Origin of the sequence: Streptomyces sp. B21-105, assembly GCF_036898465.1 — a bacterium.
Classification (GTDB): domain Bacteria; phylum Actinomycetota; class Actinomycetes; order Streptomycetales; family Streptomycetaceae; genus Streptomyces.
Map to the genome: position 1 here is coordinate 4,131,466 of NZ_JARUMJ010000001.1, position 14,091 is coordinate 4,145,556.

Consider the following 14,091-nt stretch of genomic DNA (forward strand, 5'->3'; position numbering starts at 1 on the left):
GTGTCCACGCGCGAGCGCCCACGATGAGCGCCGGGCTGATCCCTGGGAGGGCGCACATGAACGGTCTCGACTGGGCCGTGCTCATCGGCTATTTCGGCGTGATGGTCGCGATCGGCGTGTGGTCGCACAAACGCGTCGACGACGTGAGCGACTTCTTCACCGCCGGCGGCAAGATGCCCTGGTGGCTGTCCGGCATCTCGCACCACATGTCGGGCTACAGCGCGGTGATGTTCACCGGGTACGCGGGCATCGCCTACACCTACGGCGTCACCTCCTTCGTCACCTGGTCCTTCCCCATCGCGCTGGGCATCGCGATCGGCTCGAAGCTGTTCGCGCCGCGCATCAACCGGCTGCGGTCGCGACTCCATGTGGCTTCCCCGCTGGAGTACCTGAAGAACCGCTACGACCTGAAGACCCAGCAGGCGCTCGCCTGGTCCGGGATGCTGCTGAAGATCGTGGACGTGGGCGCCAAGTGGGCCGCCATCGCGACCCTGTTGTCCGTCTTCACCGGCATCTCCCTCAACCAGGGCATCCTCATCACCGGCGCGATCACCGCCGTCTACTGCACCATCGGCGGCCTGTGGGCGGACGCGCTGACCGAACTCGGCCAGTTCGTCATCCAGTTGCTGGCCGGCATCGCGATGTTCGTCGCCGTCGTGCTGAAGCTGAACGACAAGGGCATCGGGTTCCTCGACGCCTGGGACCAGCCGGCGCTCCAGGGCCACGACAAACCGCTCGTCGCCCAGTTCGGCACGGTGTTCCTGCTCGCGTTCCTCTTCATCAAGCTCTTCGAGTACAACGGCGGCATGCTGAACCAGGCCCAGCGCTACATGGCCACGGCCACCCCCAAGGAGGCCGAGCGCTCCGCGCGGCTGTCGGCCGCGCTGTGGCTGGTGTGGCCGCTGGTGCTGTTCTTCCCGATGTGGATGTCCCCGCTGCTGGTGACGTCCAACAAGCCGGACGGCTCCGACTCCTACGCCCTGATGACCGAACAGCTGCTGCCGCACGGCCTGCTGGGACTCGTCATCGTCGGCTTCTTCTCCCACACGATGGCGATGTGCTCCTCCGACGCCAACGCCATCGCCGCGGTCTTCACCCGGGACTGCGCGCCCGTCATCTGGGCCCGGGCACGGGAGTGGAACCAGCGGTCGGGTCTGATCGCGGCGCGCGTGACGACCGTCGTCTTCCTCGGGCTGTCCATGGCGGCGGCCACCCAGGTCAACTCCCCCGCGTTCAAGGACATCATCACGGTCGTCATCAAATGGGTCGCCGGCCTGATGGGCCCGATGGCCATCCCGATGATGCTGGGTCTGCTGCGCCCGTTCCGCCGCTCCGGTCCGACCGCCGCGCTGACCAGCTGGTCGATGGGTCTGCTGGCCTTCTGGCTGGTCAACTACCCGATCGACTCGAACGTCGACGGCGGCGTCCCGATCCAGTACCAGGTGTCGATCCCGCTGGCCGTGTCGCTGGTCCTCTACATCGTCGTCGGGTTCATCAAGCCCGAGGACACCCCGGAGCGCCTCGCGATCATCGAGACCATCAACACGGACGGGGACGGGGGCTCGGCCGGAGCCGCGGCGGCGGCGCCGGAGCCGCAGGACACGGCCGGAGGCAAACTCATCACCCCGTCCGGCAGCGCCCCCTCCGCGGGAGTCTGAGGCGCCCTCAGCCCGGCCCGCCCCTCGGGTACCTCGCCATCCAGCCCGGTGAGGCGCCCGCGGGGCCGTGCAGGGCGGGGCCCTGGGTCATCTCCATGGCGAAGTCGTCGGCGAGTTCCAGGATCGTGGGACGGCCCTCCAGCTCGGCCAGCCAGGCCGGCGGGAGGGCCGTCTCGCCGTGCAGCGCGCCGAGCAGACCGCCGGCGAGCGCCGCGGTCGGACCCGAGGGGGCGCCGTGGTTCACGGCGAGCCGCAACCCGTGCCGGACGTCCTCCGCGACCAGCGCGCAGTAGACCGCGCCGGACAGCACCGCCTCCGCGGTCCCCGCCCCCGCCAGCTCCTCCACCCGCGCCGGCTCCGGCGCCCCCTGCCGCACGGCGCCCAGCGCGCGCTGCAGCGCCTCCGACACCGGCTCGTGCCCCGGCCGCGCCGCCAGCAGCGCGAGGGCCCGCCGCACCGCGCCGTCCAGGCTCTCGCCGCGCGCCAGCGCGTGCACGGTGACGGCGTACGCGCCCGCCGCGAGATACGCCGTGGGGTGGCCGTGGGTCTGGGCCGCGCACTCGACGGCTAGCTGTGCGACGAGCTGCGGCTCCCAGCCGACGAGCAGCCCGAACGGCACCGAGCGGGGCACCACCTCCGGCCCGGCCGCGCCGGGGCTCTTGGGCGATTCGAGGGTGCCCATCACGTCGTCGCCCAGCCCGAGCAGCAGCGTGCGGGTCGGATCACGGCGGGCGTACAGCCACTCCTCGCGGGCGAGCCAGCCGTCGTCCTTGCGCCGCAGGTCGGGGCCCCAGTCGCGTTGGGTGGCCGCCCATCGCAGATACGCCCGGTGCAGATCGGTCGGCGGATGCCACGCGCCGGTGTCGCGCCGCACCTGGGCGCGGATCAGGCCGTCCACCGTGAACAGGGTGAGCTGGGTGAGGTGGGTGACCGCGCCGCGCCGCCCGTAGGCGGACACCAGGTCCACCACGCCCTCGGGCCCGAGTCCCTGCCGGATCTCCTCGAGACCCAGCCCGTCGACGGGGGCGCCGAGCGCGTCGCCGACGGCCGCGCCCAGCAGCGTGCCGCGCACCCTGCTGCGGAAGTCCTGTTGTTCGGCGCGGCCCCAGACGGGCCCGGCAGTCGCACCCACCAAGTCCTCCCGGCCACCGTCCGTACGTACGACGTCCGTCACTGTAATCGAACACGGCGCGGCTTCCGGCCTGTGCGTCGGCTGTCGGGTGGAGGGCTTGTGAACTGAGTGACCGTGGGCTGTGAGGCCGGTCCTACTCGACGACCCTGACCTTCGTCCCCGTCTCGCCGAACGCCCACAGTGCGGTCCCGTCCGCCTTCGCCATCCGGATGCCGCCGGTCTGCGCGCCGGCGGCGGCCGGGGGTGGGGAGGAGCCGTCGACGGCGTTGGAGAAGGCGATGTTGATGCCCGAGGCGACGGAGAAGTACATGACGTGCTCGATCTGCACGCCGTCGGATCCCTTGAGGGCTTCCTTGCGGACCGACACCGTGTAGCTGCCGACGGCCGGGTTCACCGTGCCGGCCCAGACCGTGAAGCTGCGCCGGGCCGTGTCGTCCGCGTCGACCAGCCAGACGCGGTGCTGCCCGAGGGAGTAGACGACGCGGCGGCCCGTGCCCGACTTGTCGGGCACCCCGGCCGCCTGCGCCGGAGCGGACGGCTTCGGCGAGGCCGACGGCTTCGCGGACGCGGACGCCGAGGCGCTCGGCCGCTTCGCCGCCGACGCCGTCGGGTGCGGACCGTTCTCGGCCTGTGCGCTCAGCACGGCGACCGCGGCGATCGCACCGGCGGTCAGGCCGGTGACCCAGGCCCAGGAGGGAAGCCGTCGGGCAGGCACGGGCACGCATCTCCTCAGCTACGGGACCCCACGACCACGAGGGGTCCGATCATCGTACTGTGGGGATCCTGTAGGACCGTCCCTCAGTCCAGCACCGGCAGCAGTTCGGGCAGGTGCCCGTCCGACGCCGCCGCGGCCCGCCGCCGCTCCTCGGACACCTCGCCGTACAGCGTCGTGCGCGGCTTCGCCGGACGGCCCGCCGCCGCGGCGACGGCGATCAGGTCCTTGACGGACTTGTACGAGCCGTACGACGAGCCCGCCATCCGCGAGATCGTCTCCTCCATCAGCGTGCCGCCCAGGTCGTTCGCCCCCGAGCGCAGCATCTCCGCCGCGCCCTCCGTGCCAAGCTTCACCCAGCTGGTCTGGATGTTGCGGATGTGCGGGTGCAGCAGCAGCCGGGCCATCGCGGTGACCGCCCGGTTGTCCCTCATCGTCGGGCCGGGACGGGAGATGCCCGCCAGGTACACCGGCGCGTTGGTGTGGATGAACGGCAGCGTGACGAACTCCGTGAAGCCGCCGGTGCGTTGCTGGATGCCGGCGAGGGTCCGCAGGTGCCCGAGCCAGTGCCGGGGCTGGTCGACATGGCCGTACATCATCGTGGAGGACGACCGGATGCCGAGCTCGTGGGCCGTCGTGACGACGTCGATCCAGGTCGCCGCCGGCAGCTTGCCCTTGGTCAGGACCCAGCGGACCTCGTCGTCGAGGATCTCCGCCGCCGTGCCGGGGATCGAGTCGAGGCCCGCCTCCTTCGCCGCCGTCAGCCACTCGCGGACCGACAGCCCTGTGCGGGTCGCGCCGTTGACCACCTCCATCGGCGAGAACGCGTGCACATGCATGCCGGGGACCCTGGACTTGACCGCCTTCGCGATGTCGAAGTACGCCGTGCCGGGCAGGTCCGGGTGGATGCCGCCCTGCATGCAGACCTCCACCGCGCCCAGCTCCCAGGCCTGTTGGGCGCGGTCGGCGACCTGGTCGAGGGAGAGCGTGTACGCGTCGGCGTCGGTGCGGCGCTGCGCGAACGCGCAGAAACGGCAGCCGGTGTAGCAGACGTTGGTGAAGTTGATGTTCCGCGTGACGATGTAGGTGACGTCGTCGCCGACCGCCGAACGGCGGACGTCGTCCGCGATGCGGCAGACGGCGTCCAGGGCCGGGCCGTCCGCGTGCAGCAGGGCGAGCGCCTCGTCGTCGGTGAGCTTCGTCGGGTCGTCGGCGGCGGTGCGCAGCGCCTGGCGCACGTCGGTGTCGATGCGTTCGGGCGCCATGCCGGGGGCGGCGGCCTCGCGCAGCGCGCCCCAGTCGCCGTACACCTCGTCGAAGTCGTCGCGGCGGTCGGAGGTGCGGCCCTCGGTGTCGATCGAGGTGTGCAGATCCGTACGGCCCGACGCCACGAACACCTCCTCCGGCTCCTGCCACGGACGCCCCTCGACGACGGCGTCCGGCAGGGCCAGCCCGGTCTCCGGGTCGGCCAGCGCGCGCACGTGCGGGAGCAGCCGCGGGTCCAGCCAGGGCTCGCCGCGCCGCACGAACTCCGGGTAGGCGCAGAGGCGTTCGCGCAGGGTGAAGCCGGCCGCCGCGGACTTCGCGGCGAGCTCCTCGATCTGCGGCCAGGGCCGCTCGGGGTTGACGTGGTCGATGGTGAGCGGGGAGACCCCGCCCCAGTCGTCGATGCCCGCGCCGATCAGCCGCTCGTACTCGCTGTCGACGAGGTTGGGCGGGGCCTGGAGGCAGGCGGACGGGCCCATGATGAGCCGGGCGACGGCCACCGTGGCGACCAGCTCGTCGAGTTCCGCGTCCGGCATGCCGCGCATGGCGGTGTCCGGCTTGGCGCGGAAGTTCTGGATGATCAGTTCCTGGATGCCGTGGTAGGCGCGGGAGACCTTGCGCAGCGCGAACAGCGACTCGGCCCGCTCCTCGTGGGTCTCGCCGATGCCGATCAGGATCCCGGAGGTGAAGGGGACGGAGGAGCGGCCGGCATCCTCCAGGACGCGCAGGCGGACGGCGGGTTCCTTGTCCGGACTGCCGTGGTGCGGGCCGCCCGGCTCGGACCACAGCCGGGTCGCGGTGGTCTCCAGCATCATGCCCATGGACGGCGCGACGGGCTTGAGGCGCTGGAAGTCCGTCCAGGACATCACCCCCGGGTTGAGGTGCGGGAGCAGTCCCGTCTCCTCCAGGATCCGGATGGAGACGGCCCGGACGTAGGCGATGGTGTCGTCGTAGCCGTGCGCGTCGAGCCATTCCCGGGCCTCGGGCCACCGCTCCTCCGGCTTGTCGCCGAGGGTGATGAGGGCTTCCTTGCAGCCGAGGGCCGCGCCCTTGCGGGCGATGTCGAGCACCTCGTCGGGGGACATGAACATGCCGTGCCCGGCGCGGCGGAGCTTGCCGGGGACGGTGACGAACGTGCAGTAGTGGCACTTGTCCCGGCACAGCCGGGTCAGCGGGATGAAGACGCTCTTCGAGTACGTGATGACGCCGGGCCGTCCGGCCGCCTCGAGTCCGGCGTCCCGCACCCGGGCGGCCGACGCGGCGAGGTCCTCGAGGGCCTCACCGCGCGCCTGGAGCAGGACGGCCGCCTCACCGACGTCGAGGGCGACGCCGTCCCGAGCGCGTTTGAGGGCGCGACGCAGGGAGTTCTCGGTGGGGCCGGGGCGCGTGCCCGGGACGGGGCCGGTACCGGTACCGGAGCTCTCGGGAGTCGTCATCCTTTGAGCATACGTTCGGGCTGATCACAGCCGACGGGACGCCCGGTCCGTCCCTCGCACGAGGTCATCGCACGGTGCCACTGGCGTCGCCGGTGAGGTACGTGCTGTACCCGTCGAGCAGCCCCAGCACCTCCGCCTCGCCCGCCGGCGGGAGCTGGACGACGACCTCGTCGATGCCGAGCTCCGTGTAGTGGGCGAGCTTGCCCGGGGACGGGTGGACGGCGTACGGCACGATCTGGAGGGCGGACGAGTCGCGGCCGGCGTCCGCCCAGGCGGCCCGTAGGACGGGCAGCGACTCGGAGAGGCCGCGGCCGCCGATCGGCAGCCAGCCGTCGGCGTACTCGCAGATGTGCGAGAACAGCTTCGGCCCGGCGGCCCCGCCGACGAGGGTGCGCGGGCCGACGACCGGCCCGCGCGGCTTCTGCACCGGCTTGGGGTACGCCGAACTGGCCCGCACGCTCCCGTACTCGCCCTCGTACGCCGTCGGCTCGTCCGCCCACAGCGCCCGCATCAGCCGCATCCGGTCCCGGACCAGTTCACGCCGCGTCCGCCACTCCACCCCGTGGTCGGCGGCCTCCTCGACGTTCCAGCCGTAGCCGAGGCCCAGGGTGAACCGGCCCCCGGAGAGGTGGTCGACGGTCGCGATCTGCTTGGCCAGGTCGATCGGGTCGTGCTGGGCGACGAGCGTGATGCCGGTGCCCAGGCCCAGCGTCTCCGTCACCGCCGCCGCCTGCCCGAGCGCGACGAAGGGGTCGAGGGTGCGGCCGTACTCGCGGGGCAGGTCGCCGCCGGCGGGGTACGGGGTGGTGCGCTCGACGGGGATGTGTGTGTGCTCGGGCAGATAGAGCCCGGCGAACCCGCGCTGCTCCAGCTCACGGGCGAGGCGGACGGGCGTGATCGTCTCGTCGGTGAGGAAGATCGTGACGGCGATGCGCATGGGCGGGCCTTTCGCTGCGTACGGCTCTGTCGACGGCGTCGTCGCGGGGTGGCGACCCCCGGGTGTGCGGGTGCGATCCCCATCTGTACCGGGCGGCACGGCAACTGTCCATACCGACTGGTCGGCATTACCGCGCTCCGGACGCGCACCGACGGAACACGCCCGAGGCCCGCCCGCCCGGGGCCCGGGCCCCGGCCCCGCACGCCCGGGCCCCGGGCCCCGAACCTCAGCGCTTGACCTCGTACTGGCCCACCTCCAGGAAGTACCGCAGCTCCTCAGGGGTGCCGCCGACGGCCTTCTCGGCCGCGGCGCGCAGGGCCTTGCTGATCTTCGGGTCCGCCAGGATGCGGAACACGGCGACCCGGTCGTCCTCGGCGCGGGCGAGCCGGAATCCGGTCTCCAGGAACGCGCGCAGAGCTTCCGGGGTGCCCGCGTCCAGGGCCTTGGCGGCCTCCCGCACGACTGCCTCGCCCGAGTTCTTGTCCGCGAGGATGCGGAAGACGGCGACCCGGTCGTCCTCCTCCTGGGCGAGCCGGTAGCCGGTCTTCAGGAACGCGCGCAGGGCGTCCGCGGTGCCCGCGTCCAGCGCCCTGTTGGCCTCGCGCACGACCCCCTTGCCCGAGTTCTTGGCCGCCAGGATGCGCAGGACCGCGATGCGCAGGTCGTCCTCCGACATCTCGTCCACCGGCGTGTCGGTCGTCGCGGTCGCGGTCGTGGCCGCCGAGCCCGAGGCCGCCGCCGTCGGGCCCGCGGCTGACGCCGAGGGGGTGAGCAGCAGTGCGGGAGTCAAAACGGCGGCCGCGACGAGCAGGGCGGCGGGGTGTCGTCGTCTCATGGGGTGTTCCCTCCGTGGTCCGGCAATCAGTGTGAAGATCCTCGCCGCCCGGTGCCACGGATTTCGCTGCCGGGAACCGGCACTCTTCGCCGCCTGCCGTTGCCGACCGCCCACGCGACATGATGCTCATCGCGGGCATCGTATGATGGTGACATGACGGTGAACATGACGATGAGCCTGCCGGACGACGTGGCGTCCTTCGTGAAGGCCAAAGGCAACGCCTCCGCCTACACGGCTCGCATACTGCGCCGGGAGATGCTCGCCGAGGAGCTGGGCAGGTCCGAGCAGGTGCGCGCAGCGGCCGGAATTGTGACGACGGCCGCTGAGTCCGCCGAGAGCGAAGAGGCGACCTTGGAGCGTTGGGGCCGGGTGGCGGGCCGGTGAAGCGTGGTCATGTCTACGCACTGCCCTTCGCCGGAGGGCCGGCGCACGTTCTGGTGATCTCGTCCGACGCACTCAACACCCAGCACAAGTCGGCGACGTGTGTGCTGATCTACCCGCAGCAGGTACGGGAGCCGACACTCGTGGACATCCCCGTGGATGCGCCCTCGGTCGGCACGATCGTGCTCGGCGAGTTCCGGACCCTGTCCGCCGCTCGGTTCACCGACGATCTCGGCCCGGTGGGCGAGCGGGTCATGGAAGCCGTAGAGATCGGACTGCGCGCCGTGCTCGACCTGTGAGGAACGTGTCCGGACACGGACGGCGGGCCCGCCGGTGGGCCCGCCGTCCGGGCGCGGCTCAACCCGGCCAGACGATGGCCTGTACCTCGCTGTAGGCGTGCAGCGCGTACGAGCCGACGTCGCGGCCCACGCCGCTCTTCTTGAACCCGCCGAACGGGGCCTCCATGTTGCGGCCCACGGTGTTGACGCCGACGCCGCCCGCCCGGAGCCGCCGGGCCACCCGGAAGGCGCGGGCCACGTCCGCCGACCAGACGTAGTCGATGAGGCCGTAGTCGCTGTCGTTGGCGAGGGCGATGCCCTCCTCCTCGTCGTCGAAGGGGATGACCGTCACCACGGGGCCGAAGATCTCCTCCCGCGCCGCCCGCATGTCGTTCGTGCAGTCGGCGAGGACGGTCGGCACGACGTAGAACCCGTGTTCCTGCGGCGGGCGTTCGCCGCCCGTGACGACCACCGCGCCCTCCTTGCGGCCCAGTTCGACGTACGACTCCACCCGGTCGCGGTGCGCGGCCGAGATCACCGGGCCGACCACCGTGTCCGCCTCCCTCGGGTCGCCGACCCTCAACCGGCGTGCGTAAGCAGCCAGTTGCTCCACCAGCCGGTCGTACACCGCGCGCTGTGCCAGCACCCGGGTCGGGGCCGTGCAGATCTGGCCGCTGTAGAAGGAGAACGTGGTGCCGATGCCGGCCACCGCCGACGCGAGGTCCGCGTCGTCGAGGACGACCGCGGCGCCCTTCCCGCCCAGCTCCATCAGCTGACGCCGCATGTCCCGGCCGCACACCTCGGCGATGCGCTGTCCGACGGCCGTCGAGCCGGTGAAGCTCACCATGTCGACGTCCGGTGACGACACCACCGTCTCGCCGACCGCGACGGCGCGCCCGGAGACGACGTTGACCACGCCGCGCGGGACGCCCGCCTCCTGAAGCGCCTCCGCCATCCGGTAGACGGACAGAGGGTCCTGCGGGGCCGGTTTCACGACCACCGTGTTACCCATGGCGAGGGCGGGCGCGACCTTCCCCGCCGGGTTCGCCCACGGGTTGTTGTACGAGGTGACGCAGGCGACGACGCCGACCGGCTGGCGCACGGCGAGCGCCCCCATCACGCCCGCCTTCCCCATCGGTCCGGCTTCGTTGATCTGCGGGGCGATCGGCCACTCGGCGGGCTCCACGCGCGCGTAGCGTCGGAAGCGGGCCGCGGCCACCCCGACCTGCATCGCGCGCGCCGTCCCGGTCGTGGCGCCGGTCTCTGCCTGCGCGAGTTCGGCGTACGGCAGCAGCCGGGCCCGGATGAGGCCGGCCGCCCGGGCCAGCACCGCCGCCCGCTCCTCCGGCGGGGTCCGCGACCACGGGCCGAACGCCTCCCGCGCCGCGGCGCAGGCCGCCCGCGTCTGGTCGCACGAGGCCTCCGGCGCCAGGCCGACGGTCCTCTCGGTCGCCGGGTCGACGACGTCGTGGTGTCCGCCGTCGGGCTCGACCCACTCCCCGCCGACGAACAGCTTCTGCCCCTCGGTCACCGGGTGCCCACCGTCCTGGTGTCGCGCCCCGAGCGCAGCACCCGCCCGGGCACGGCGCCCGTCACCACGTCGTCGCGGAGGGCGGCCACGCCGTTGACCCACACCGCCCGCACCCCGACGGCCCTCGAGTCCAGCCGCGGACTGTCACCCGGCAGGTCGTGCACCAGGGTGGCCTTGCCCGCGTCGATCCGTTCCGGGTCGAAGAGGACGAGGTCGGCATGGAAGCCCTCCTGGATCCGGCCCCGCTCCCGCAGCCCGAACAGCCTCGCCGGGTCGTCCGTCAGCATCTTCACCGCCTGCTCCAGGCCGGCCAGCTTGCGGCCGCGCAGACAGTCGCCGAGGAAGCGGGTGGTGTACGGCGCCCCGCACATGCGGTCCAGGTGCGCGCCCGCGTCGGAGCCGCCGAGCAGGACGTCCTCGTGGTTCCAGACCTCCGCCCGCAGCGCCCAGGAGGCGGGGTCGTTGTCCGTGGGCATCGGCCACAGGACGGTGCGCAGGTCGTCGGCGGCGCAGATCTCGACCAGGCAGGCGAAGGGGTCCAGGCCGCGTTCGGCGGCGATGTCCCGTACCACCCGGCCGGTGAGGCCCTCGTTGGCCGCGCTGTAGGTGTCGCCGATGACGTACCGTCCGAAGTCGCTCAGCCGCCGGAAGACGCCCGCCTCCTTCGAGTTCGCCCGCAGCAGCATCTCCGCGCGCACGTCCGGGTCGCGGAGCCGCTCGATGCGCTGCGGGACCGGCAGGGCGAGGGTCTGCCCCCACCCCGGGATCAGGTTCAGCGCGCAGAACGTGCCCAGGGACATGTTCATCGGCGTGAGGATCGGCATGGTCAGCGCCACGACCCTGCCGCCCGCCTTGCGTGCCCGTTCGCTCGCCATGAGCTGCCGGGGCACCCGCTCCGGGACAGCCGCGTCGACGGTGAGGACGTTCCAGTTCAGGGGGCGTCCGGCGGCGGCGCTCATCTCGGCGAACAGATCGATCTCGGCGTCGCTGAACTGGTCGAGGCAGCCCGCGACGATCGCCTCGATCTGGGTTCCCTCGTGCTCGCCCACCGCCCGGGACAGCGCCAGCAGCTCGTCGGGCCGGGCGTGCCGGGAGGCGACGGGCTGCCCGTCCCCGTCGGAGTGGGTCGAGGACTGCGTGGTGGAGAATCCCCAGGCGCCGGCGTCCATGGCGTCGTGCAGCAGCCGCACGATCTGCGCCAGCTGTTCCTCGCCGGGCTGTCCGCCCACCGCGTCCGGGCCCATCACGTACCGTCGCAGCGCGCAGTGCCCCACCATGAAGCCCGCGTTGACGGCGATCCGCCCCTCCAGCGCGTCGAGGTACTCCCCGAAGCCGCTCCAGTTCCAGGGCGCGCCCTCCTCGAGGGCGACCAGCGACATGCCCTCCACCTTGGACATCATGCGGCGGGTGTAGTCGGCGTCCTCGGGGCGGGCGGGGTTGAGCGGCGCGAGCGTGAAGCCGCAGTTGCCGGCGGCGACCGTGGTCACCCCGTGGTTCAGGGACGGGGTGGCGTACGGGTCCCAGAACAGCTGGGCGTCGTAGTGCGTGTGCGGATCGACGAACCCGGGCGCGAGGACGAGGCCGGCGCCGTCCTCGGCGGTACGGGAATCCTCGGTGACCGTGCCGACGACGGCGATCCGCCCGTCCCGGATGCCGACGTCGGCGACGACTGCGGGCGCCCCTGTCCCGTCGACGACGGTCGCCCCCTTGATGACGTGATCGAGCATGAGAGCTCCTCCTCAACTCCGTTGCGGACAGCACCGCTCAGGGGCGCGGGGCTGTATCGATGCGCGGCTCCGCCGCGCGGGCGCGACCAGCCACGACGGGCTCGCGGCCGCGGATCGACCCGCACCCCGACGGCGACAGCGCGCCCGCAGGCCACGACGGCGTCACGCGCTCCGGAACCGGGTGGTGCGGTGCACGGGATCCGTGTCGATCTTCGGGATCACGTGCTCGCCGATCAGCCGGATCGTCTGCAGCGTCTCCTCCTTGGGCACCCCCACCGGCAGCCCGAACGACAGCTGGTCGGCGCCCGCCTGTTCCCACCGCTTGCACTGCCGGGTCACCTCGTCGGGGTCGCCGCAGATCAGCAGCTCCTCCTCGATGAGCAGCTCGACGAACTCGGCGTTGTACTCGGGCAGCGTCTCGGGCCAGACGGGGAAGCCCTCGGGGCGCGGGAAGGTGTCGTGGTAGCGGAAGACCAGCGAGGGCAGGTAGTGCAGTTCGCCCTCGACGGCGATCCGGATCGCCTCGTCATGGGTGGGCGCGCAGATCGCCGTCGTCGTCACCATCACGTTGTCGTTGACGAAGTCCCCGATCGGCTCGGCGTTCACGACGGCCGTCTTGTACTGCTCCAGCACCCATTCCATGTCGGAGACCTTCTGGATGCTGAAGCCGAGCACGCCGAGGCCCTTGCGGGCGGCCATCGCGTACGAGGGCGGCGACCCGGCCGCGTACCACATCGCCGGGTGGGACTTCCCGTACGGCTTGGGCAGGATCTTGCGCGGCGGGAGCTGCCAGTGCTTGCCCTGGAAGCCGGCGTACTCGTCCTGGAGCCACATCTTGGGGAACTCGGCGATGGTCTCCTCCCAGATCTCCTTCGTGAAGTTCATGTCGGTGATGCCGGGGAGGAAGCCGAGGATCTCGTGCGAGCCGGCGCCGCGGCCGGAGCCGAACTCGAAGCGGTTGCCGGTCAGATGGTCGAGCATGGCGACCTTCTCGGCGACCTTCACCGGGTGGTTGACCTGGGCCAGCGGGTTGAAGATGCCCGAGCCGAGGTGGATGCGGTCGGTCGCGTGGGCGAGGTAGCCGAGGAAGACGTCGTTGGCGGAGAGGTGCGAGTACTCCTCCAGGAAGTGGTGCTCGGACGCCCAGGCGTACTTGAACCCGGCCTTGTCCGCCTGGATGACGTACTCGGCCTCCTCCATCAGCGCCTTGTGCTCGGCGAGCGGATCGGTCTCGGCGCGCTTGCCCACGTATCCCTGTACAAAGAGCCCGAATTCCAAGGAGGTTCACCGTCCCCGGTTCTGAAGTCCACGGATCTGAGTCTGACGGTCCGTCAGATCAGCTGGCCCGACTGTCGCACCACCCGCAAGGAGGGTCAATAGCTGACGTACAGTCAGATGACGGCGACTCCCGCGAGCCATCCCCCGTCGATCACGAACGGCTGGCCGGTGATATAGGAGGAGTCCTGCGAGGTGAGGAACAGCGCGAGGCGGGCCACCTCCTCCGGGCGGCCGATCCGGCCCAGCGGCACGAGCTTGCGGTACAGCCCGTCGATGGCCTTCGCGGTCTCCTCCCGGTCCGCGTCCGGGTCCAGCAGCGAGGGATTGGACATCGCGGTGTCGACCGCGCCCGGGCACACGGCGTTGACCCGGATGCCCCGCGGTGCGAGTTCCAGCGCGGCGACCCGGGTGAGCCCGAGGATCGCGTGCTTGCTCGCCGCGTACGCGCCGACCGCCGCCATCCCGGTCACCGCCGTGTACGAGGCCGTGTTGACGATCGTTCCCCCGTCGGACATCACCGGCGCGACCGTCTTGACGCCGAGGAAGCAGCCGACCTGGTTGACCCTCACGACCTGCATGAACTCGTCGAGGGGGGTGTCGGTGAGCGCGTTGAAGCGCAAAATGCCCGCGTTGTTGACCAGGCCGTCGACGCGCCCGTACGTCTCCTGCGCGGCACGCACGGCCGACTGCCAGGCCTCCTCGCTGCCGACGTCGAGCGGGACGAACACGGCGTCGATCTCCTCGGCGAGCGCCCGGCCCTGCTCCTCGAGGACGTCGGCGACGACCACCCGCGCGCCCTCCTCGGCGAAGAGCCGCGCCTCCTGCTCGCCCTGGCCGCGCGCGGCTCCGGTGACGATGACGACGCGCCCGTCCAGCTTGCCCTTGTCCTTGCCCTTGCCCTTGCCCTTGCCCTTGCCCAT

General features: G+C 71.9%; 12 protein-coding genes. 3 read left to right on the forward strand and 9 right to left on the reverse strand.

All coding sequences use genetic code 11. The features are described from left to right. Positions 1-56 precede the first annotated feature (56 nt). On the forward strand, positions 57-1,658 hold the full coding sequence (locus QA802_RS18530; protein ID WP_334523911.1) for a sodium:solute symporter family protein: 1,602 nt from the start codon (positions 57-59) through the stop codon (positions 1,656-1,658). Between the two features lie 7 nt (positions 1,659-1,665). On the opposite strand, the gene QA802_RS18535 is transcribed toward QA802_RS18530, so the two are convergent. The 5 genes from QA802_RS18535 to QA802_RS18555 form a co-directional block, all read right to left on the reverse strand. Then, positions 1,666-2,790, reverse strand: a complete 1,125-nt coding sequence (locus QA802_RS18535; RefSeq protein ID WP_334523914.1) for an ADP-ribosylglycohydrolase family protein — start codon at positions 2,788-2,790, stop codon at positions 1,666-1,668. Between the two features lie 133 nt (positions 2,791-2,923). Continuing rightward, a complete protein-coding gene (locus tag QA802_RS18540) occupies positions 2,924-3,511 on the reverse strand; it encodes a hypothetical protein (protein ID WP_334523917.1) in 588 nt (195 codons plus the stop codon). 77 nt (positions 3,512-3,588) lie between these two features. Next, on the reverse strand, positions 3,589-6,204 hold the full coding sequence (locus tag QA802_RS18545) for a bifunctional FO biosynthesis protein CofGH (protein ID WP_334523919.1): 2,616 nt from the start codon (positions 6,202-6,204) through the stop codon (positions 3,589-3,591). 64 nt (positions 6,205-6,268) lie between these two features. Continuing rightward, the gene (locus QA802_RS18550; protein WP_334523922.1) at positions 6,269-7,141 is read right to left on the reverse strand and encodes an LLM class F420-dependent oxidoreductase; all 873 of its coding nucleotides are present in this window, start codon (positions 7,139-7,141) and stop codon (positions 6,269-6,271) included. A gap of 226 nt (positions 7,142-7,367) precedes the next feature. After that, positions 7,368-7,976: an ALF repeat-containing protein gene (locus tag QA802_RS18555; RefSeq protein ID WP_319166552.1), complete on the reverse strand. Its 609-nt coding sequence runs from the start codon at positions 7,974-7,976 to the stop codon at positions 7,368-7,370. A gap of 153 nt (positions 7,977-8,129) precedes the next feature. Here QA802_RS18555 and QA802_RS18560 point away from each other — a divergent pair, with 153 nt between their 5' ends. Both QA802_RS18560 and QA802_RS18565 read left to right on the forward strand, forming a co-directional pair. Then, positions 8,130-8,360, forward strand: a complete 231-nt coding sequence (locus QA802_RS18560) for a hypothetical protein (protein WP_319166550.1) — start codon at positions 8,130-8,132, stop codon at positions 8,358-8,360. Next, positions 8,357-8,656: a type II toxin-antitoxin system PemK/MazF family toxin gene (locus QA802_RS18565; protein WP_319166549.1), complete on the forward strand. Its 300-nt coding sequence runs from the start codon at positions 8,357-8,359 to the stop codon at positions 8,654-8,656. Before QA802_RS18560 ends, QA802_RS18565 begins: the two co-directional genes overlap by 4 nt. A 58-nt stretch (positions 8,657-8,714) precedes the next feature. Here the strand turns inward: QA802_RS18565 and QA802_RS18570 are convergent, their stop codons facing one another. From QA802_RS18570 to QA802_RS18585, 4 genes are all read right to left on the reverse strand, one after another. After that, positions 8,715-10,166, reverse strand: a complete 1,452-nt coding sequence (locus tag QA802_RS18570; RefSeq protein WP_334523926.1) for an aldehyde dehydrogenase family protein — start codon at positions 10,164-10,166, stop codon at positions 8,715-8,717. After that, positions 10,163-11,893, reverse strand: coding sequence for an N-acyl-D-amino-acid deacylase family protein (locus tag QA802_RS18575; RefSeq protein WP_334523928.1), 1,731 nt, complete (start codon positions 11,891-11,893; stop codon positions 10,163-10,165). The genes QA802_RS18570 and QA802_RS18575 overlap by 4 nt, the downstream gene beginning before the upstream one ends. Positions 11,894-12,055: 162 nt before the next feature. Beyond that, positions 12,056-13,171 carry an LLM class flavin-dependent oxidoreductase gene (locus QA802_RS18580; RefSeq protein WP_334523929.1) on the reverse strand — a complete coding sequence of 372 codons (1,116 nt, stop codon included), beginning with the start codon at positions 13,169-13,171 and terminating at the stop codon, positions 12,056-12,058. Between the two features lie 113 nt (positions 13,172-13,284). Next, the gene (locus tag QA802_RS18585; RefSeq protein ID WP_334523931.1) at positions 13,285-14,091 is read right to left on the reverse strand and encodes an SDR family NAD(P)-dependent oxidoreductase; all 807 of its coding nucleotides are present in this window, start codon (positions 14,089-14,091) and stop codon (positions 13,285-13,287) included.

Bases quoted from the DNA above. Each gene is read 5' to 3' on its own strand.
- QA802_RS18555 (WP_319166552.1), bottom strand. From the start codon at position 7,976: ATGAGACGACGACACCCCGCCGCCCTGCTCGTCGCGGCCGCCGTTTTG.
- QA802_RS18545 (WP_334523919.1), bottom strand. From the start codon at position 6,204: ATGACGACTCCCGAGAGCTCCGGTACCGGTACCGGCCCCGTCCCGGGC.
- QA802_RS18585 (WP_334523931.1), bottom strand. From the start codon at position 14,091: ATGGGCAAGGGCAAGGGCAAGGGCAAGGGCAAGGACAAGGGCAAGCTG.
- QA802_RS18530 (WP_334523911.1), top strand. From the start codon at position 57: ATGAACGGTCTCGACTGGGCCGTGCTCATCGGCTATTTCGGCGTGATG.
- QA802_RS18575 (WP_334523928.1), bottom strand. From the start codon at position 11,893: ATGCTCGATCACGTCATCAAGGGGGCGACCGTCGTCGACGGGACAGGG.
- QA802_RS18560 (WP_319166550.1), top strand. From the start codon at position 8,130: ATGACGGTGAACATGACGATGAGCCTGCCGGACGACGTGGCGTCCTTC.
- QA802_RS18550 (WP_334523922.1), bottom strand. From the start codon at position 7,141: ATGCGCATCGCCGTCACGATCTTCCTCACCGACGAGACGATCACGCCC.